Consider the following 19,997-nt stretch of genomic DNA (forward strand, 5'->3'; position numbering starts at 1 on the left):
ATCTTCTCCTCATCGCAACTTCGAGATGAGGAAATTGAAATGACCACCACCACCACACAACGCGCTGTGCTGATCCGGTCCTATGGCGGTGCTGCCGCTGCCGAGATCGCCGAGATCGCGCGGCCCGCAGCCGGACCGGGCCAGGTCCTGGTCCGCGTTCGGGCCGCCGGCGTGAACGGCATCGACTGGAAAGTTCGTGAAGGCTTCGTCCGGGAGGCTTTCCCGCTTCAGTTGCCCGCCGTGCTGGGTATCGAACTCGCGGGCACCGTCGAGGCGCTCGGCCCGGGCACCTCGCGCTTTCGCGTGGGCGATCGCGTCATGGGGCCATTGGGCGGCCTCGGTGCCTATGCCGATGTCGTGGCCGTCGACGAGGCGAACCTGGTGCGCACGCCGCAGGGCATGGATGACGTCCACGCGGCCGCCGTCCCGGTGGCGGCCGTGGCCGCCTGGCAAAGCCTGCACCACGCGGGTCCGATCGCCGCAGGCCAGCGAATCCTGATTCACGGTGCAGCGGGCGGGCTGGGCGGCTATGCCGTGCAGTACGCCAAGCAGGCAGGCGCCGAAGTCTTCGCAACGGCGTCGACCGCACACGTCGAATATGTGCGCAGCCTCGGCGCGGACCACGTCATCGACTACCGGACCCAACGCTTCGAGTCGGTCGCACGAGACATCGATCTGGTGCTCGACTATGTCGGCGGCGACGTGCTCGACCGCTCGTGGCAGGTGCTGACGAAGGACGGCGCGATCGTCGGCACGACCTCGCCTGACATCCTTGCACGCACGCCTCCCGGCCGCCGCGGACTGTGGTTCGTGAACAAGTCGGACGCCGCCCTCCTGGAGCGGCTGGCGGCAGAAATCGCCCAAGGCACGTTGATCTCGAAGCTCGGCGAAGTCGTGGGCTTCGACGACATCCCCGCGGCCATCGAACGCAATCGCACAGACCCTCGCATCGGCAAGGTCGTCGCGGACTTTTCACTTTGATTTACCCCCAACCACCCCTGGAGACTTCCATGAGCATTCTCGTCACCGGTGCCACCGGCACCATCGGTTCCCTCGTTGTCCAAGGCCTGGCCGCCGCCGGCGCCGAAGTCAGTGCGTTCGTTCGCACTTCCGGAAAGCAAAGCTTTCCGGCGGGCGTCAAGGAGGCCGTCGGCGACCTGACAGACGTGTCCTCGGTGCGCGCGGCGCTCTCGTCGGTGCGCACGCTGTTTCTGCTGAACGCCGTCACGCCCGATGAAGTGACGCAAGCCCTCGTCGCGCTGAACCTGGCTCGCGAGGCTGGCATTGAGCGCGTCGTCTACCTGTCGGTCATCCACGCGGACAAGTTCACCAACGTACCGCACTTCACCGGCAAGCACACGGTCGAACGAATGATCGAGAGCCTCGACATTCCGGCGACCATCCTTCGGCCTGCCTACTTCATGCAGAACGAGCGCATGGTCCAGCAGGTGATCCAGGGTTATGGCGTCTACCCGATGCCGATCGGCTCGGCAGGCGTCGCGATGATCGATGCGCGAGACATCGCGGACGTCGCTGTCGCCGAACTGCTGCGCCGCGACCGCGCACCCGCGCCGCTACCACGTGCGACGCTGGAGCTGGTCGGGCCCGAGCGGCTGACCGGAGCGTCGGTGGCCAGGATCTGGAGTGCCGCGCTCGGTCGCGAAGTGACTTACGGTGGAGACGACGTGGCGGCCTTCGAAGGTCAGATGGCCTCGATGGCGCCGTCCTGGCTTGCCTACGACATGCGCTTGATGATGGCGGGGATTCAGAAGTTCGGCATGCACGGCGCGGACGGCACAGCAGATCGCCTGCAGGCCATGCTCGGCCGTCCTCTGCGCAAATACGCCGACTTCGTCAAGGAGGCCATTGCCGCGTCGTAGCCCGGCCCCGACCCAATCGGAAAACAGTTGGTCATCTTGGATCGATGACGTCGAACTCGAACTGCACCGGGGCGGAGTCTTCGACATAGGCGCTGATCAGGTAGTGGCCGGGAGGGTCGCCATTGGCCACGTCCCAAGACTTCGAAATGGTGCCGTCGTAGATGGTCAAGGTCACGTCCAGCGAAAGAGTCTTGCGATCCGCGGACGTACCGTAAGGCTGGCCACCGGCGCCCCACGTCTTCGGGGTTTCCGGCAATGTCATGCGTTCGAGAACGCGGACCTTGCCAGTCTTCTGGTTGAGTTTCAGGATCCAACCGTAGTTTTGGTTGATCGCCCGAGGGACGGTGTTCGAAACCTTGAAGTCCAGCACGTCGTTGTTCGGCGCGAGCTTGAAGAGGCCGAAGACCGCATCGAGCGGACACGCTCCATTCGCTGTCGGAGCAACAGCGCAAGCTTTGAACACGGCGGCATTGGATTCAGAAATGGATCCATGCGACGCGGCGGGAATCGGGGAGTCGTTGGAACTGCGCGGCGCGGCGCCCGTCGTTTGGGCGTCAATGTGGGTGCACGCCACCGCGGCGAAAAGAACAAGAAGGTGGCGAATATATTTCATGGTGGATGAGGCTCCGCGAGCGACTCTCGAAAAACGATCAAAGCTTGCATCATGATCCGGCCATTCCCCAAAAGCGTCCAATCGTTCATGATTGAAGCTAGAAACGACGTGAGGAACGCCACATGACTGCGAAGGCACTGTTCAAGGCCGTCCTGGCATGCGTCTGTATCGGCGCAATCGTTGCGATAGCAGGGCTTGACCTGCTTACCGCAGTGTCCCCCCTGGCGATGCTTGTCTACACCGGTTGCGCCATGCTGATCGTTCTGGTCCTGGCGGCGGTGGCCATCATCGCAGGACAGCAGTGGAATCTGTTCGGCCTGAATCACGGGGCTACGGACCCGCAGTGGATGTGGTTCGGCGGGGAGCCGCCAGGGTTGCGGAAGGAACGGGAGCAAGGTGCGCCGGCAGCCGACGCCAAGACAGCTGACGGAGCAAGCACCAGCGCTCGCTCAGGCGGTGCCTGACGGCCAGAAGCCGCCTCCCGCCTCCGACGCCCGGTGAGCCATAAACACCCATGCAGCCCGAGCCGGGCATGCTCGGTAGAGATAGAACGCGGCCAGGAGCGGGCATTCGCTGTCGAGACCAAGCTTCTGTCGAGCGTATACATTCGGCAAACGTCGGCCGTATGGCGTGCTGGCATCCGCGGGAGGCAACTACATGAAACGTGTCATCGTTTGGCTGATATTGGCCGGCTCTATCGCTGGCTGCGCTGGGCCAAGGGACTTCGCGAAGCAACCGGTAGCACCCAAAGACATTGCCTGGCTCGAACCCAAGGACCGAGAGGCCATCGTTTACCTTCTGCGAGCGCCGCACGACAAGTCCGTGCTCGTCCCCTCCGTCGACGACGCTCCGACGTCCGCTCTTCCGCCCGAAACCTACATCGCGCTGCGTTTTCCGCCAGGCACTTACCGCCTGGCAGGCGCGAAAGCCGGTGCGCCGGAGTCAAAGGTCGTGACCCTGCCCATTGAACTCAAGGCTGGCGATCGTCGGTTCTTCTACGCCTCCGCTGTGCTGGCCAATCCCGACCACCTGAGTGATCCTGTCGGGACGGCCGTAGGAGCAAGCTTCGGTCTGATTGGCGCAGTCGCGGCTACTGCGATCGCCGCTTCGATGATCGAGCAGCCTGCCGGTTATGGAACTCATCGGTGGGTCGAATGCGCAGACTTGGACGCTCGCGGGCTTGCATCGATCTCCTCTCTAGTGCAGGCCTCCAGCGAGGTACGATAGAAACCGCTTCTGGAGACGCGCAATGATGAGTCTGCGAGCACGCAGCGGCTTGTTGGTAGGCGAGCAGCCATCCCACCTTGGCCCATTGATGGCTCTTTGGCCCGTGGGCCGGACTTCGACTGTCGGCGAATCACAGACGTTCATCGTCCAGTTCAATTCGCACTCTTGATCGGCATCTTTTGGGGAAGAAAGCTAAATGCTCAAGAAAACCTTGTTCCTTGGGGCAACTCTCATTTGGGGAGTTTTCTTCGTCGCTACTTCGGCGTGGGCTCAGTCATGCATCTGCTTGGGTTGTGTATGGTCCCCAGAGGAGCAGCGTAGATTAAAAGAGTGTGAAGAAGCGCGAAAACCAGCACCAGAGAGAGAAAAGACAACAGACAGCGGGTCGGCCAAAAAAGCTCCTGCCCCTGTAATTTCCGTCGACGGCGCTGATACTTCGGCACCTTCCGCTAAGCGTATACCCGCCGTTGCCTCTACTACTGCAAGGCATTTGCCAGTTCCCGTGAAATGGTTCGAGAGTGCGGAAGTGATGTTCGAACGTGATGCGGTGGCACTGAGCCCTCAGGGCCGCGAAATGATCATGTCCTTGTTGGGGCGAGTACAAGGCCCTCAACATTGCGAAGTGCAGGGTGTGACAGTGGTCGGCAGCACTCAATCGAATGAGGGGAGGACAAAAGAAGGAGCGCGGAAACTTGCGGAGCGACGCGCCGGATATGTCGCGGATCTTGTCCAGGATCTGGGTGTATTGCGCGACAACATTCACACGCAGAACGCACAGGCCGAAAGCCCGGCTGGCAGCGTATGGATCGGAGCGGTAGCGCTGCGTGCAGTCGCCACCAATGCTCGAGACAGATGCGTGGACGGGCCAGAGTTGCCGTTGCTGCCGTACTAGCAAACGTTTCAAACGGAGATCGTCAAGCGATGCCTACTACGTGCTTCGTCATGCGTACGTCTCGTTCGCCGATCCTCGTCATGAGCGCGCAAGGCGCGGCCCAGTCCGAGGACAGAATTCGGCCAGGAGCCGATGCTTGTTGCTGTCCTCTACTTCAGCGGTGTTCTACTGCCTATACCCAAGAAGTGGCACGCTGCAAGCGATCCGACGCGGACGCATCCTGACCACTATTCGAACAGCATCCGGAATGAGCATCCAATTTACGCTTGCCGGCCAGAACGAGATTGGAGCCTATGCATCTGAGTAGTGGATTTGTCGGTTTGGTCCTCATGGGCGCAACTCTATTCGCTCTGATTGGTATCCCGCTCGTCGCCTCGGGTGCAACGAGGCGAAAGGAGATTGCCAAACTGGTGGAGACCGGACAGCGCACATCCGCTGAGATCGTTGGATATATAAGCGGCGGCGGTGGCAAAGGCCAATGCATTGTGTTCAGCTTTACCCCGCTCGGCGCTGCCGAGAGCTCGAAGTATGCAAAGCTCATCTATGGGTTTCGCAGGCTTAAGGCCGGGGATCGTGTCGAGGTTTGCTATGACAAAGAATTTCCGTTCTTGTCGGCGCTGATACCCCTCGGTGATCGCCAGGATGTCGGCTCGCAACGCATATCGGAACGGTAAGGGGCCAGCAGAAGGCGATCCTGATGGGTACTGGAACGAGTGTCGGTAGGGTGTGGTTTCGGCAGGAGCCGGCCACCGGCCATTCGTGCTTGAGTCAGAATCCGGACTTAAACACACGGGGGATTGATGAGAATTCAAAAGTATGCGTGCGTGGCAGCGTTCGCATTGACCATCAGTTTCTCAGCCGGAGCTGGGGCATGGGGTGAGGGTCCTTTCGACAACGACGATGCACAGGACTGGCTGACTGAGTGCGCGAGGTCCGCGGGAGCACCCGCAATAGCTGCAGCCATCGATGCGGCATTGCGGCCTGGCTATCTTGAGGCCGATGCGGGCTCTGTCGCCGTCGCCGCCGCCGAAGTAATAGCAAGCGTGGACGGCAATCGGTCCGCTGCGACGAGCGCAGAATCCGCGCCATGCCTCGAAAAGACTCACATGCCTCAGGTGCGCGCCCTGGCGCCCCGTGCGCGCAAGGCTCTCGCCCGGGTTTCGGACCTCAGTCATTCTGAGCTCGCTCAACAGTGGGCTGCAGGCAAGTCAAACCGATGGGCCACTGGAATCAGCCAGCTTGCCACGAGGCTTGAACGGCAATAACAGCCATCGACCAGCACCAGCGAATTACCCTCCCCAAGCCGAGCTTTTCAATGACCGTTCGGAAAACTTTCCACAAATGACTCATCTTCAACGTGCCGTGGCCTCGCTTCGAGTCATTGGAGACGACGTCGTACCGGCCGAAATCACCAGACTCCTCGGAACATCTCCGACCGCGGCATACGCAAAGGGGGACAAGTGGGATTTGCCAAGTCGCGGTGGCGTGCGCACGTCTGGGATGTGGCGACTGGACGCTGAGGTCACCGAGCCTGAGAACTTGGGCGAGCAGATTTTCGAACTACTTCGTCGCACAACCACGGATCTTGACGTCTGGCAGGCCCTATCGGGCCGCTTCCGAGTGGATCTGTTTTGCGGGTGGTTCATGAGCGGCAGCAATGAGGGCGTCGAGATTTCCCCTGTAACGATGATCGCCCTTGGCGCGCGAGGGATCGTTCTGTCCGTCGACATCTACAGCCCCGATGTCGAAGGCGAGCACGGGTAGAGTAGTCCGCTTCTCGCCGGCCGACTTCGACCAACCGGGCCTTTCGTTAGCGTCGTCCCAGTACGAACATTGCGCGCTTACCGTGCCGTTGAGCTTAAAAATCTTGATTTCATGATTTCATCTATATCCCAAGCGGATACTTGTCAGAAATGGGGTGCGCTCTATGACCCTCCTGGCCAGAACGAGAAGTTGGGTATCGCGCTCGCTACGATCTCTCAACTACCGCTCAACGCGCTTCGTCATCCACGAGAAGGCGACACATGCGGTTGGTACATCTGGGGTGGCGAACTATCCGACGATCCACAGTTCTTTCAGCCGCTTCACGTGAGCCATATCGGTTCACATGCCCCAGCCCTCTTGCCGTACCTCGCGCTTGCGCCCGGTTGGCGCGTGCTACTTGCCCCTGGACAGACTGAAGTCTGGTATGACGTGGGACTCTTGACTGTGTAGAGCGGTCCGCTGGCCACGACAACTTCCGGCCCGGCGCGGTCATTCAGAGTCCCATTTCCGAAGCGCCGTCGAAGACCGCGACCACAAAACCGGCCGGGGCCGCACCCGGTCTCCTTCTGACCACTGGCCCCATTCACTCATCCACAAGGAACACCTTGATCCACCGCATTCGTACGGTCCTCTTGGCCTGCGCCCTGGGAGCCACGGCGCTGGCCGCTTCAGCCCAAGTAAAAATTGGCTTCATCGGCACGCTGTCCGGACCGTCGGCAGCGCTCGGGCAGGAGCAGTACGACGGCTTCATGCTGGCGGTCGAGCAGCGGCAGGGAATGCTCGGCGGCGTTCCCGTGACGGTCATCAAGGAAGATGACCAGCACAACCCTGAGCTCGGGGCGCAGCTGGCGCAGAGCCTGATCGAAAAAGACAAGGTCAGCTTCATCACCGGCGTGACCTTCTCCGACGTGATGATGGCCATGGCCAAGCCGATGGCCAGAGCGGGCGTGCTGTTCGTCGGCTCGAATGCCGGCCCCGCGCCGATTGCCGGCAAGCAGTGCAACAGCAAATTCGTCTTCGCCTCGTATCAGGACGAGTTCCAGGCCGGGATCGTGGGACGATACGCAGTCGACAAGCACTACTGGAAGACGCTGTTCCTGGCGCCCGACAGCCCATCGGGCAAGGACCAGCTGCGGGGCTTCAAGCGCTACTACTCGGGCGAGGTGGTCAGCGAAATCTACGTCCAGCCCCACCAGGCCGACTACGCGGCAGCGCTGGCGCAAATCGAGCGCGTCGCGCCCGATGCGGTGGTTGCTTTCCTGCCGGGCGACATGGGCGTCAACTTCATCCAGCAGATGAATCGCTCGGGGCTCTTGAACAAGGTGCCTTTGCTGACGGTCGGCACGGTCGATGGCACGACACTGCCACTGCTCAAGGATGCCGCGCTCAATGTGCTGGCAGGCGCGGTCTGGGGCCCCGACCTGCCGAGCCCTGCGAGCAAGGCTTTCGTTGCGGCCTTCGAAAAGAAGCACGGGCGCATCCCATCGCAATACGCCGCGCAAGGTTTCGATGCGGCGCTCTTGATCGACAGCGCGCTGAAGGCGGCCAAGGGCTCCGTCGCCGATCGCGATGCCTTGCGCAACGCACTCAACGACGCCAACTTTTCGTCGGTACGCAGTGGTTTCAAGTTTCTACGCAACGGTTTCCCGGTTCAGGACGGGCACGTCTTCATTGTTGCGAAGGACACGCAGGGCCGCGCGTCGCTCAAGCGGATCGCCACGCCGCTGGAGGCGAATCCTGATTGGTACTGGAACGATTGTCGGTAGGGTGATCGAGGATGAAGTGACAGGACCTTGCTGTCGCTTGTTCCACTCTTCCCGCATCAACGCGCGCTGCGGCGCAGGAACATATGCGTGGCGCGCTCGCCTGCCACCTGCCGTTCGCAGCGGTAGCCCAGCGCCGGCAGGTCGAGGCCCGCAAACAGCGCCTCGCCCTTGCCCAAAAGCACCGGCCGCACGGCCAGGTGAAGTTCATCGATCAGACCGGCCTTCAAATATTCGCGAACGGTAGCCACGCCGCCGCCCACGCGCACGTCGCGCGTGCCCGCGGCTGCCCGCGCCTGCGCCAGTGCATCGTGGATGCCGCCGGTGACGAAGTGAAATGTCGTGCCGCCCTTCATTGTCAGTGGCGCGCGGGCATGGTGGGTCAGCACGAAGACCGGCACATGGTACGGAGGCTCGTCGCCCCACCAGCCTTTCCAGCTCTCGTCGGGCCAGGGACCGCGCACCGGCCCGAACATGTTGCGCCCAAGGATCCAGGCACCCATCTCGGAAAAACCTTGTTCGGCGATCTCGTTGTCGATGCCGGTCTCGCCGTTGGCCTCGCCCGTCTTTTGCATCTGCTGCCAGACGCGCGTGGGAAAGAACCAGTCCATGAGTTCGGGACCGCGAACGCCCAGCGGGTTCTCCAGGCTCTGGTCCGGGCCGGCGGCGAAGCCATCGAGCGAAACGCCGAAGCTGCGCACAAGCAATCGGGTCATGGAGTCGTCTCCTGCAAAGGGGAGCCGCAGTTTAGCGCGGGCAATGCCCACGGAGGCGCGAACGATGATTCTGCAGCGGGCGCATAGCCGCCCTTGAGTGCCCCCTAGAACGCCCCCCACTCAGCGCCGCAACGCACCGCGCGCCAAAGTCTCCGAAGGCCGCTCCCCAAAGCGCGCACGGTACTGCGCAGCGAAATGGCCCAGGTGCAGGAAGCCGTATTTCTCCGCCGCTTCACGCACGCTGCCATTGCCACCGCTTGCCGCCGACGCCAGCAGCTCGCCCCGCACCCTGTCGAGCCTGAGCTCCCGCAGGAACTCCATCGGCCCCTGGTCCGCGTGCTGGCGAAATGCCAGCTGCAGTGCACGCGCGCTGCAGCCGACTTCACTGCATATGTCGGCCAGCGACACGGGCTGCTCGGCATGCGCCGCCATGAATTCCTGCGCCCTTCGCACGACGCGCGGCAGCAGGCTGCGTTGCGCATCGCTGGCCAGGGCGCGCGAGTGGTTGTGGCCCGCCGACATCAGCAGGCTGGACATCAGGTATTCCTCGGCGTGCTCCGCAAGGCGGTTGCCGGCCTGCAGCACATTGCCGCCGGCATCGAGCGTGAGCCGCAGATAGTCGATGAAGTGCACCAGCGGCGCGAGCGCGGGGTTGTCGAGCGGCACGCCGAGGTCGAACACCAGTGCCTGATGCATGGGCGCCTGTAGCAGCGACTCGAGCCGCGACAGCAGCGCCGGCCGGGCCAGCCGCACGATCAGGTGCGGGCTGTCGTCGGCCCAGCGCATCGAGAGCGGTTCGGTGGGCGAAGGCAATGAGGCGAGGCTGGGCGTTGCGTCGACCTGCTGCGCGCCGCAGCGGATTTCGGCGCCGCCGCGCAACGGAATCTGCAACAGGAAAAAATCCTGCAGGTAGCCCGGGTCGATCTGCACGCCCGGTCCGTACTGCACGTAGTTCAGGCTCACGTCGCGGTGCAGGCGTGCGCTGTGGTGGCAGGCATCGAGCTCGGCGCGGGGCCGCAGCATGGTGAGGCCGTGCGGGCAGAACACGCGGGCCACGCTTTCGCGCGCCTCGTCCATGTCGTGGCTTTCGAACAATCGATAGCGCTGCAGCGGCAGCCGTGGGGAGGTGGCGGCGGTTTCCATGGGGCCAGGTCACCCTAGCAAAAAGCATCCCAGCCCACAATTCGGATCGCCCCTTGGCAAAAACATGCGCGCCAGGGACGGCGCCTGCGCTTGCGGGATTCGCCAGCGCGCCCTCGCCTCCTAAGGTACGACCCCACGGGCCAGCCCGGCCCGGTCGATCCACCAAGGAGAGCAAGCGTCATGTTCAAGGGACTCGAAGGCAGGAGCGCCATCGTCACCGGTGGCTCCACATTGATAGGGGCCGGCGTGGTGCGTGCGCTGCACGCGGCCGGCGTGAAGGTCGTCATCGCCGACATCGACGCCGCCAACGGACAGGCGCTGGCGGATTCGCTGGGCACCGGCGCGCGCTTCGTGCGCACCGACATCACCGACGACGCGCAGGTGGCGGCGTGCGTGGCGCAGGCGGTGCTGCGGCATGGCGGCGTGCACTTCCTCGTGAACCTCGCGTGCTCGTACGTGGACGACGGTTTCAAGTCGCCGCGTGCCGACTGGCTCACATCGTTCAACGTGAACGTCGCGAGCGCGGTGGCGATGCTGCAGGCCGTGCATCCGCACATGGTGGCGGCAGGCGGCGGCGCGGTGGTCAATTTCACGAGCATCTCCTCGCGCGTGGCGCAGACGGGGCGCTGGCTCTATCCGGTGAGCAAGGCCGCGATGGCGCAGCTCACCCGCAACATGGCGATGGACCTCGCGCCCGACCGCATCCGCGTGAACAGCGTGTCGCCGGGCTGGACGTGGTCGGCCGTGATGGACCGGCTCAGCGGCGGCGACCGGGCCAAGACCGATCGCGTGGCCGCGCCCTTTCATCTGCTCGGGCGCGTCGGCGACCCGGACGAGGTGGCGCAGGTGGTGCTGTTCCTGTGCTCGGACCACGCGAGCTTCGTGACGGGCGCCGACTACGCGGTGGACGGTGGTTATGCCGCCATGGGCCCGGAGCAGGCCGTGCCCGCCATTCCCAGGTTGATGGACTAGCAAGCAAATAAGGAGCAACACCATGAAGCGAATCGCAATCGTCGGTGCGGGCCAGTCAGGCCTGCAACTGGGGCTCGGCCTGCTGGGCGCGGGCTATGAGGTCACGATGTTCAGCAACCGCACGGGCGACGACATACGCAACGGCAAGGTGATGTCGAGCCAGTGCATGTTCCACACCTCGCTGCAGATCGAGCGCGACCTCGGTCTGGACCATTGGGCGAAGGAATGCCCCACGGTGGACGGCATCGGCCTGGCCGTGCCGCATCCCGAGCAGAAGGAAGCCAAGGCCATCGACTGGGCGGCCCGGCTGAATTCGAGCGCGCAGTCGGTCGACCAGCGCGTGAAGATCCCGGCGTGGATGGCGGAGTTCCAGCGCAAGGGCGGCGAACTGGTCTTCAAGGACGCGGGCATCGACGAGCTCGAGACCTGCGCGCAAAGCCACGACCTCACGCTGGTGGCGAGCGGGAAGGGCGACATCTCGAAGCTGTTCGAGCGCGACGCCCACAAGTCGCCCTACGACAAGCCGCAGCGCGCGCTGGCGCTGACCTACGTGAAGGGCATGGCGCCGCGCGAGCCGCACTCGGCCGTCTGTTCCCCGCGCTGACGACCACGGGGCCTTGCGAGATCATGGTGTTCGAAGGCGTGCCCGGTGGTCCCATGGATTGCTGGTCGGACGTGAAGACGCCGCAGGAGCACCTCGCGCGCAGCAAGTGGATCCTCGACACCTTCACGCCCTGGGAGGCCGAGCGCTGCAGCAACATCGAGCTGACCGACGACAACGGCATCCTCGCGGGCCGCTTCGCACCGACCGTGCGCAAGCCGGTTGCGACGCTGCCTTCGGGGCGCAAGGTGCTGGGCCTGGCCGACGTGGTGGTGCTCAACGACCCGATCACCGGCCAGGGCTCGAACAACGCGGCCAAGTGCGCCGACGTGTACCTGAAGAGCATCCTCGCGCGCGGCGACGGTCCCGGCGATGCGGCGTGGATGCAGCAGACCTTCGACCGCTACTGGTTTGGCTATGCGCAATGGGTCACGCAGTGGACCAACATGCTGCTCGCACCGCCGCCGCCCCATGTGCTCAAGCTGCTCGGCAGCGCCGGCGCGATGCCCCCGCTGGCCAGCGCGATCGCCAACGGCTTCGACGATCCGCGCACCTTCTTCCCGTGGTTCGCGGACCCGGTGGAGGCCGACCGCTACATCGAGACCTGGGCGGCCGCCGCCTGACGCGACGGGTAAAGCGTATGAACAGACGCGTGGCCATCGTCGGCGCCGGGCAGTCCGGCATGCAACTCGCGCTGGGCCTGCAACAGGCCGGGCACGAGGTAACGGTTTTCTCGAACCGCACGGCGCGGGAGATCTTCGAAGGGCCGGTCATGTCGAGCCAATGCATGTTCGAAACCGCGCTGCAGGCCGAGCGCGAACTCGGGCTGGACTTCTGGGCCGGCGAATGCCCGCCCGTGGAAGGCATAGGCATGACGGTGCGCAACCCGCAAGGCGGCAAAGCCATCGAATGGAGCGCGAGGCTGGATGGCCCCGCGCAGTCGGTCGACCAGCGCATCAAAATCCCCGCGTGGATGAATGAGTTCGAGAAGCGGGGCGGCCGCCTCGTGCTGCAGGACGTGGGGCTCGACGAGTTGGAAGCATGCGCGCGCACGCACGATCTCGCGGTCGTGGCCAGCGGCAAGGGCGAGATATCGAAGCTGTTCGAGCGCGATGCCGGGCGCTCCCCGTTCGACGCACCCCAGCGCGTTCTGGCCCTGACCTACGTGAAGGGCATGGCACCGCGCGAGCCGTTCTCTGCCGTGTGCTTCAACCTGATTCCCGGTGTTCCCCGCGCTGACGACCACGGGGCCTTGCGAGATCATGGTGTTCGAAGGCGTGCCCGGTGGTCCCATGGATTGCTGGTCGGACGTGAAGACGCCGCGAGAGCACCTCGCACGCAGCAAGTGGATCCTCGACACCTTCCTGCCATGGGAGGCCGAGCGCTGCAAGAACATCGAACTGGCCGACGGCAACGGCGTGCTCGTCGGCAGCTTTGCACCGACGGTGCGCAAGCCGGTGGCCACACTGCCCTCGGGGCGCAAGGTGCTGGGCCTGGCCGACGTGGTGGTGCTCAACGATCCGATCACCGGCCAGGGCTCGAACAACGCGGCCAAGAGCGCCGACATCTGTCTCAAGCGCATCCTCGAACATGGCGATGCCCCCTTCGATGCGGCGTGGATGCAGCAGACCTTCGACCGCTACTGGGAAGGCTACGCACGCTGGGCCACCGCATGGACCCACAGCCTGCTCGCGCCGCCCGCGCCCCATATGCACAAGCTGCTGCAGAGCGCCACGCACATGCCCTCGGTGGCGAGCACGCTGGTCAACGGCTTCGACGATCCGCGCGCCTTCGCGCCCTGGTGGTTCGACGCCGCGGAGGCCGACCGCTTCCTGGAAACCAGGGCCCGCGAGGCGGCGGTCGACCGGTTCGACCGCCGCGACTTCCGCAAGGCACTGGGCCAGTTCTCGACCGGCGTGACCGTCATCACCACGCGCGCCATCGACGGGCGCCGCGTGGGCATGACGGCCAACTCGTTCTCGTCGGTCTCGCTCGAGCCGCCGCTCGTGCTGTGGAGCCTGGCCCGCAACGCACCGAGCGTGGCGGATTTCACCGGCGCCAGCCATTTCGCGATCAACGTGCTTGCGGCGCACCAGCATCACCTGTCGCGCCAGTTCTCGACGCCGCAGGCCGACAAGTTCGGCGGTGTGGATTGCTGCGAGGGCACGGCGGGCGTACCGCTGCTCAACGACGTCATTGCCCGATTCGTCTGCCGCAACGTGCGGCAGTACGATGGGGGCGATCACCTCATCTTCATCGGTGAAGTCGAGCGGTACGACCGCTTCGATGGCGAGCCGCTGGTCTTTCACTCGGGCTACTACCAGGTGACGACGCGGCACCCGGAATGTTTGCAATAGAACGCACAACGGAGAACCCACATGCAAGAGAAAGCCCAGGCTTCAGGCCAATACATCGAGATGAAAGCCGCCGACGGCAGTGGCAGCTTCCGCGGCTACCTCGCGCTGCCCGCGGCGGGCACCGGCCCGGGCCTGGTGATCGCCCAGGAAATCTTCGGCATCAACCACACCATGCGCGAGGTGGCCGACTACTACGCCGAGGAAGGCTACGTGGCGCTGGTGCCCGACCTGTTCTGGCGGCAGGAGCCGAACGTGGAGCTCGGCTACAGCGAAGCCGACTGGCAGCGCGCCTTCGCACTCTACAGCGGCTTCGACGAGGCCAAAGGCATGGAAGACATGCAGATCGCCATCGATGCGCTGCGTGCGCGCGCCGAGGTGCCCGGCAAGAAAGTGGGCGTGCTCGGCTTCTGCCTCGGCGGCAAGCTGGCGTACCTGGCCGCATGCCGCACCGATGCGGACGTGGCGGTCGGCTACTACGGCGTGGGCATCGACGCCGCGCTCGGCGAGGCCGACCGGATCAAGCGGCCGCTCACGCTGCACATCGCCGAGCTCGACAAGTTCTGCCCGCCCGAGGCACGCGACCGCATCGTCGCCACGCTCCAGGGCCGCCCCGGCGTTTCCCTGTACGTGTATCCGGGCATGGACCACGCCTTCGCGCGTGCGGGCGGCGAGCACTTCCACAAGCCCTCGGCGCTGATGGCGCACGAGCGCAGCATCGCCACGCTGAAGGACGCCATCGGCCCGCATTACGACCTCTCGGCGCTATGGGACAAGCACTGCGAATACGAGTTCGCCACGCGCAACGTCGACGACACCATGAGCACCATGGTGGCCGAGCCGTACGTCAACCACATCCCCACGATGACCGGCGGCGTTGGGTACAAGGCGCTGCACGCGTTCTATTCGAACCACTTCGTCAACAGCAATCCGCCCGATACCGCGCTCACGTCAATCTCGCGCACCGTGGGTGCCACGCAGGTGGTCGACGAGCTGCTGTTCTGCTTCACGCACACCACCGAGATCCCGTGGATGCTGCCGGGGGTCAAACCGACCGGCAAGCGCGTGGAGATACCGCTGCTCGCCGTCATCAAGTTCCGCGGCAACAAGCTCTATCACGAGCACATCTACTGGGACCAGGCCAGCGTGCTGGTGCAGGTCGGCCTCCTCGACGCGAAGCTGCTGCCGGTGGCGGGGATCGAAACGGGGCGCAAGCTGCTCGACGAGACGCTGCCGTCGAATACGTTGATGCCGCGTCAGAGGGCGACCGGGGCTTGAAGGGGCGCCGCGGCACTTCACGCCTCACTCTGCAATATCGGCCGCGATTTTCTCCAGCACCTCGCGCGGTCGTTCGGTGATCACGTCGCCATGGCTCACCACGATACGCACCAGCGCCGGTTCGGCCGCCCAGGCACGCAGTGCAGCCGCCAGCGCGGCGTGGTCCTTGACGAACATCTTTTCGCCCACCCAAGGCATCTGCGGTTCCTTGACGCCAAAGCCCATCAAGCGTGCCATCACCTTGGCGCCCAGGCCGTCGGGATGGTGCACGTTGGCGATGATGTCGTTGACGACCAGCGAGGTGCCGTCCGCGCGCCGGACGACCAGGGCGGCCTCCTTGTCACCGACGCCAGGCACGGTCAGGAACGCCACGGTCGGGTCGTCGAGCACGTCCGTGGTCGCATCCACCGGCGCAGCCTCGGCCACGGCTTCGCGCGCGCCGGGCGGGCAGACGACCTTTGCGGCCGGATAGCGCCGCTTCCAGGCCTTGAGATCGAGGCGGTGCGATGCGCCGGGCACGATCAGAAAATCGACCGAACCCAGCGCTTCGAGCTGCGCCATCTGCGGCTCGCTCAGCGGAATGGCGCTCCACACGGCGAGCCGCCGGCCTTGCAGTGTGAGCACGGTCATCCGGCGCGGAAAATGGCCGAGCGGCATGGCGATTTCGCCCGCTACGGTGTGCAAGCCTTCGCCGAGCATTTCGAGCGGGCCGTGCTTCTCGACCTTCCATTCGTCGTTGAGCCTGGACATCTGGATACCTCCGTCTTGTTGAACGTCGATATGCAGCAACCTGAGCCTGCGGTTCGCACCCCGCCGCCGGCCTCTTGCGCCAGTTCACGTAGGAATAGCTGATGCCCGAAACAACTTCCTCCAGGATTTCAGCGGAAGACCCCGTCAGGCCGCGGCAGTCTCCGCGCCCGCATCCGCAAAATCGATCAGCACCTTCATCGCCTGCTTGCGATCGCTCGCCAGCTCGAAGGCCTGGCGTGCCTGCAGCATCGGGAAGGTGTGCGTCACCACCGGCGACAGGTCGACCCGCCCTTCGTTGATGAGCCGCACCGCGAGCGCGAATTCCGCGTGGAAGCGGAACGAGCCGCAGATGCTGAGCTCCTTGGCCACCACCATGTTCTGCGGAATGCTCACGTCGCCGCCCAGGCCCAACTGCACGACCACGCCGCGCGGGCGCATCACCTCGAGCCCGTCGCGCAGCGCGCGCTCGTTGCCCGAGCATTCGAGCATCACGTCGAAGGTGCCCTTCTCGGCCGAGTGGCGCGACACCCAGGTCTTGTCCTGCGCGACGTTGATGGTGTTGTCGGCGCCCATGGCGCGCGCGATGGCGAGCGGCTCGTCGACCACGTCGGTGGCGGTGATCTCGGCCGCGCCGTGCGCCCGCGCCGCCGCGATGGCCAGCACGCCGATGGGCCCGCAGCCCGACACCAGCACGCGCTTGCCCAGCAGCGGCCCGGCGCGCGACACGCCGTGCAACCCCACCGAGAACGGCTCGGCCAGCGCGGCCAGGCGCAGCGGCACGTGCTCGGCCACCTTCACGCACTGCGTGGCCTCGCACAGCAGCATGTTGCGGAACGCGCCCTGCACGTGCGGCGTGCGCATCGCGCTTCCATAGAAGCGCATGTCCAGGCACTGGTTGGGCAGGCCCTCGAGGCAGAACTTGCAGGCGCCGCAAGGCCGGCTCGGGTTGACGGCCACCTTGTCGCCGATGCGCACGCTCTCGACGCCGGGCGCCACCGCCACCACGGTGCCGGCCACTTCATGGCCCAGCACCATCGGCTCCTTGATGCGCACGGTGCCGAAGCCGCCGTTGTGAAAGTAATGCAGGTCGGAGCCGCAGATGCCGCCCATGCCGACCTTCACCAGCACCTGGCCGGGGCCGATTTCGCCGGCATCCTGTTCGTCCAGGCGCAGGTCGTCGGGGGCGTGAATCACGAGGCACATACAACGCAAACGCATGACAGTCTTCCTTCAGGGCACGGGGGAAACGAGGGGCTGGCCCGCGAAGTGGGCCTCGAGGTTGCTGCGCACCAGCTCACCCATGGCGCGGCGCGTCTGTTCGGTGCCGCTGCCATGGTGCGGGTGCAGCACCACGTTGTCGAGCGCGGCAAAGCGCGGGTCGATGCGCGGTTCGTTGAGGAACACGTCGAGCGCGGCGCCGGCAATGCCGCGCGCCTCCAGCGCCTGCAGCAGCGCACCTTCGTCGACGGTGGTGCCGCGCGATACGTTCACCAGCCAGCCCTTGGGGCCCAGCGCCTGCAGCACCTCGGCATCGACGATGCCGCGCGTGGCCTCGCCGCCGGGCAGGATGACGATGAGCACGTCGCACCAGTCGGCCATGGCACTCAGGCTGGCGAAATGGCGGTGCGGGCTGTCTTGCTTCGGCGTGCGGCTGAAGTAGCCCAGCTCCACGTCGAAGCCGGAGAGCCGGCGCGCGATGGTGCTGCCGATGCGGCCGAAGCCGGCGATGCCGATGCGCTGGCCGAAGACGCGCGTGGTCAGCTGCATGCCGCCGTTGGCCCACGCACCGCTTCGCACGAAAGCATCGCCCGCCGGGATGCGGCGCTGCAACGCCAGCGTGAGCCCCACGGCGAGGTCGGCCACGTCGCCGTTGAGCACATCGGGCGTGTTGGTCACGCGGATGCCGCGTGCGCGGCAGGCGGCGAGGTCGATGCCGTCGGTGCCCACGCCGTAGCAGGCGATCAGCTCCAGCTTCGGCAGCGCGGCGATCAGCTCGGCGTTCGCGCCCAGCTCGCCGCGCGTCGCGACCGCGCGGATGTTCGGCGCGTGCTCGGCGATGAAGGCGTGCCGGTCTGCCGCCTCCCAGAGGCGGTGCAGCGTGTAGGCCGACTGCATCGGCGTCATGTCCCATTCCGGGTAGGTGCCCGGCATCAGCACGTGCGGGGATGTGGTGGTAGCGGTCAAGCGGGTCTCTCCTGCGGAAGGCTGTTTCGATTTAATCAGATACCGGTAACTTTAATCGCTCGAAGAAAATAATGCCAGCGCAGGTTTTACCGGTTGACGATCTCAAAAGATACCGGTAACTTATCTGGCTGCCATGAACCAAGAGCCTCCCTTGAAACTTTTCGACCTTTCCGGGCGCACCGCCCTCATCACCGGTTCCAGCAAGGGCATCGGCTTTGCGCTGGCCGCGGCGCTCGGCAACGCCGGTGCGCGCGTGGTGCTCAATGCGCGCGACGCCACGGCGCTCACGGCCGCCCGCGATGCCCTGCGCGCCAAAGGCATTGCGGCCGAGGCCGTGGCCTTCGACGTGACCGATGCAGCGGCGGTGGAAGCCGGCGTGGCCGCCATCGAAGCCGACATCGGCGCCATCGACATCCTCGTCAACAACGCCGGCATGCAGCACCGCGGCGCGTTCGCTGAATTTCCGGTCGACGCCTGGCACAAGATAGTCACCACCAACATCGACAGCGTGTTCCTGGTCGGCCGCTTCGTTGCGCAGCGCATGATCGAGCGCAAGCGCGGCAAGATCATCAACGTGTGCTCCGTGCAGAGCGAGCTGGGCCGCCCGGGCATTGCGCCCTACGCCGCCACCAAGGGCGCGGTGAAGATGCTCACCAAGGGCATGGCAATCGACCTCGGCAAGCACGGCATCCAGGTCAATGGCCTCGGGCCGGGCTACTTCAAGACCGAACTCACGCAGGCGCTGGTCGCCGACGAGGCCTTCACGGCGTGGCTCTCGGGCCGCACGCCCGCCGGCCGATGGGGCGACGTGGAAGAGCTCGGCGGTGCGGCCATCTTCCTGGCTTCCGACGCGTCGAGCTTCGTCAACGGCCACATCCTGTATGTGGATGGCGGCATCACCGCGAGCCTGTAGCACCGTGCACTCCATGCTGAAAGTCTACGCATGACAACCGCAACTGCCACCGGCCAGCGCGTCGCCGTGATCGGCGTGGGCATCATGGGAACGGCCATCGCGCGCCGGCTGCTCGAATGCGGCCACCGGGTGAGCGTGTTCGATCTCGATACGGCGAAGGTAGCGGCGCTGCAGGTGCACGGCGCGCAAGCCGCCGGCACCGCGCAGGCGGCAGCGGCAGCCAGCGACTTCGTCATCACCAGCCTCAACTCGGCGGCGGTGGTGGAGCGCGCAATCTTCGGCGAGGCCGGCATCGCCGCCGCGCCCGCCAATGCGAAGCGGCTGCTGATCGACATGTCGTCCATCGACCCGCCTTCCACGCGCCGGCTCGCGCAGTCGCTGCGCGAGCGCACGGGCATGGGCTTCGTCGATGCACCGCTCTCCGGCGGGGCGCCCAAGGCCCTGCTCGGGCAGCTCACGGTGATGGCCGGCGGCAGTGCCGAAGACGTGCAGCGCGCACGCGCCGTGATGGACAGCCTGTGCGCCAACTACACCCGCATGGGCGACAACGGCGCGGGCCAGACCACCAAGCTCGTCAACCAGCTGCTCTGCGCCATCGGCTTCCAGGCCGTGGCCGAGGCGGTGCGGCTGGCCGAGGCCGGCGGCGTCGATGCATCGAAGCTGCCCGCCGCACTGGCCGGCGGCCGCGCCGACAGCCAGATCCTGCGCGAGTTCGGCCCCAAGATGGCCGCGCGCGACTACACACCCACCGGACGCATCGACAACATGCTCAAGGATCTCGAGGCGGTGCAGGCCTTCTCGCAGGGCCAGCGCCTTCCGATGCCGCTGGCGGGCGCCGTCTCGGAGCTGCACCGCAGCTTCGTCGCGGCCGGGCTCGGCGCCGAAGACACGGCGGCCATGATGCGGCAGTTCGAGGGTTACGGCCGCGGCTGAAGCACCTCATCCCC

20 protein-coding genes and 2 pseudogenes are annotated in these 19,997 nt (G+C 65.2%); 16 read left to right on the plus strand and 6 right to left on the minus strand.

The features are described 5' to 3' along the window. The first annotated feature begins 39 nt into the window (after positions 1-39). Positions 40-981: an NADP-dependent oxidoreductase gene (locus ASC92_RS06790; RefSeq protein ID WP_056512267.1), complete on the plus strand. Its 942-nt coding sequence runs from the start codon at positions 40-42 to the stop codon at positions 979-981. A gap of 29 nt (positions 982-1,010) precedes the next feature. Beyond that, positions 1,011-1,880, plus strand: a complete 870-nt coding sequence (locus ASC92_RS06795) for an NmrA/HSCARG family protein (RefSeq protein WP_056512269.1) — start codon at positions 1,011-1,013, stop codon at positions 1,878-1,880. Positions 1,881-1,911: 31 nt separating this feature from the next. Here the strand turns inward: ASC92_RS06795 and ASC92_RS06800 are convergent, their stop codons facing one another. Then, the gene (locus ASC92_RS06800) at positions 1,912-2,493 is read right to left on the minus strand and encodes a hypothetical protein (protein ID WP_157608999.1); all 582 of its coding nucleotides are present in this window, start codon (positions 2,491-2,493) and stop codon (positions 1,912-1,914) included. A gap of 122 nt (positions 2,494-2,615) precedes the next feature. Here ASC92_RS06800 and ASC92_RS06805 point away from each other — a divergent pair, with 122 nt between their 5' ends. The 7 genes from ASC92_RS06805 (at position 2,616) to ASC92_RS06825 (ending at position 8,142) form a co-directional block, all read left to right on the plus strand. Next, positions 2,616-2,957, plus strand: a complete 342-nt coding sequence (locus ASC92_RS06805) for a hypothetical protein (protein ID WP_056512276.1) — start codon at positions 2,616-2,618, stop codon at positions 2,955-2,957. A gap of 193 nt (positions 2,958-3,150) precedes the next feature. Further along, positions 3,151-3,720: a hypothetical protein gene (locus ASC92_RS06810; protein WP_056512279.1), complete on the plus strand. Its 570-nt coding sequence runs from the start codon at positions 3,151-3,153 to the stop codon at positions 3,718-3,720. A gap of 196 nt (positions 3,721-3,916) precedes the next feature. After that, on the plus strand, positions 3,917-4,612 hold the full coding sequence (locus tag ASC92_RS27900; protein WP_082519506.1) for an OmpA family protein: 696 nt from the start codon (positions 3,917-3,919) through the stop codon (positions 4,610-4,612). A gap of 293 nt (positions 4,613-4,905) precedes the next feature. Continuing rightward, the gene (locus ASC92_RS06815; RefSeq protein ID WP_056512281.1) at positions 4,906-5,286 is read left to right on the plus strand and encodes a hypothetical protein; all 381 of its coding nucleotides are present in this window, start codon (positions 4,906-4,908) and stop codon (positions 5,284-5,286) included. Between the two features lie 126 nt (positions 5,287-5,412). Beyond that, positions 5,413-5,877, plus strand: coding sequence for a DUF4259 domain-containing protein (locus ASC92_RS29625; RefSeq protein ID WP_082519507.1), 465 nt, complete (start codon positions 5,413-5,415; stop codon positions 5,875-5,877). 76 nt (positions 5,878-5,953) lie between these two features. After that, positions 5,954-6,376 (plus strand): DUF4279 domain-containing protein, encoded by a 423-nt coding sequence (locus tag ASC92_RS27910; RefSeq protein WP_082519508.1) that lies wholly within the window; start codon positions 5,954-5,956, stop codon positions 6,374-6,376. Between the two features lie 605 nt (positions 6,377-6,981). After that, on the plus strand, positions 6,982-8,142 hold the full coding sequence (locus ASC92_RS06825) for an ABC transporter substrate-binding protein (protein ID WP_162245707.1): 1,161 nt from the start codon (positions 6,982-6,984) through the stop codon (positions 8,140-8,142). A gap of 56 nt (positions 8,143-8,198) precedes the next feature. On the opposite strand, the gene ASC92_RS06830 is transcribed toward ASC92_RS06825, so the two are convergent. Together ASC92_RS06830 and ASC92_RS06835 are read right to left on the minus strand one after the other, a co-directional pair. Further along, positions 8,199-8,855, minus strand: coding sequence for a dihydrofolate reductase family protein (locus ASC92_RS06830; RefSeq protein WP_056512291.1), 657 nt, complete (start codon positions 8,853-8,855; stop codon positions 8,199-8,201). A gap of 120 nt (positions 8,856-8,975) precedes the next feature. Beyond that, a complete protein-coding gene (locus tag ASC92_RS06835) occupies positions 8,976-9,998 on the minus strand; it encodes an AraC family transcriptional regulator (protein ID WP_056512294.1) in 1,023 nt (340 codons plus the stop codon). A 180-nt stretch (positions 9,999-10,178) separates the two neighbouring features. Between ASC92_RS06835 and ASC92_RS06840 the strand changes: the two genes are divergently transcribed. From ASC92_RS06840 to ASC92_RS06855, 5 genes and pseudogenes are all read left to right on the plus strand, one after another. Continuing rightward, positions 10,179-10,970 (plus strand): SDR family oxidoreductase, encoded by a 792-nt coding sequence (locus ASC92_RS06840; RefSeq protein ID WP_056512298.1) that lies wholly within the window; start codon positions 10,179-10,181, stop codon positions 10,968-10,970. 22 nt (positions 10,971-10,992) lie between these two features. After that, a pseudogene (locus ASC92_RS06845) lies at positions 10,993-12,194 on the plus strand (styrene monooxygenase/indole monooxygenase family protein). Between the two features lie 17 nt (positions 12,195-12,211). Further along, positions 12,212-13,430, plus strand: a pseudogene (locus ASC92_RS06850) (styrene monooxygenase/indole monooxygenase family protein); the annotation flags it as partial. Then, positions 13,404-13,928 (plus strand): flavin reductase family protein, encoded by a 525-nt coding sequence (locus ASC92_RS29005; protein ID WP_200935949.1) that lies wholly within the window; start codon positions 13,404-13,406, stop codon positions 13,926-13,928. The pseudogene ASC92_RS06850 and the gene ASC92_RS29005, both read left to right, overlap by 27 nt. A 21-nt stretch (positions 13,929-13,949) precedes the next feature. Continuing rightward, positions 13,950-15,203 (plus strand): dienelactone hydrolase family protein, encoded by a 1,254-nt coding sequence (locus ASC92_RS06855; protein ID WP_056512301.1) that lies wholly within the window; start codon positions 13,950-13,952, stop codon positions 15,201-15,203. A gap of 24 nt (positions 15,204-15,227) precedes the next feature. Here ASC92_RS06855 and ASC92_RS06860 read toward each other — a convergent pair whose 3' ends face one another. The 3 genes from ASC92_RS06860 to ASC92_RS06870 form a co-directional block, all read right to left on the minus strand. Beyond that, the gene (locus ASC92_RS06860; RefSeq protein WP_056512304.1) at positions 15,228-15,953 is read right to left on the minus strand and encodes a hypothetical protein; all 726 of its coding nucleotides are present in this window, start codon (positions 15,951-15,953) and stop codon (positions 15,228-15,230) included. Positions 15,954-16,097: 144 nt separating this feature from the next. Further along, positions 16,098-17,171, minus strand: coding sequence for an L-idonate 5-dehydrogenase (locus ASC92_RS06865; protein WP_056512308.1), 1,074 nt, complete (start codon positions 17,169-17,171; stop codon positions 16,098-16,100). Between the two features lie 12 nt (positions 17,172-17,183). After that, a complete protein-coding gene (locus tag ASC92_RS06870; protein ID WP_056512311.1) occupies positions 17,184-18,137 on the minus strand; it encodes a 2-hydroxyacid dehydrogenase in 954 nt (317 codons plus the stop codon). A 133-nt stretch (positions 18,138-18,270) separates the two neighbouring features. Between ASC92_RS06870 and ASC92_RS06875 the strand changes: the two genes are divergently transcribed. Then, positions 18,271-19,050: an SDR family oxidoreductase gene (locus tag ASC92_RS06875; RefSeq protein WP_200935943.1), complete on the plus strand. Its 780-nt coding sequence runs from the start codon at positions 18,271-18,273 to the stop codon at positions 19,048-19,050. Between the two features lie 30 nt (positions 19,051-19,080). Beyond that, entirely contained in the window at positions 19,081-19,983 is a 903-nt protein-coding gene (locus tag ASC92_RS06880) for an NAD(P)-dependent oxidoreductase (protein ID WP_056512316.1), read from the plus strand. Positions 19,984-19,997 lie beyond the last annotated feature (14 nt).

Origin of the sequence: Variovorax sp. Root411, assembly GCF_001425205.1 — a bacterium.
Lineage (GTDB): Bacteria > Pseudomonadota > Gammaproteobacteria > Burkholderiales > Burkholderiaceae_C > Variovorax.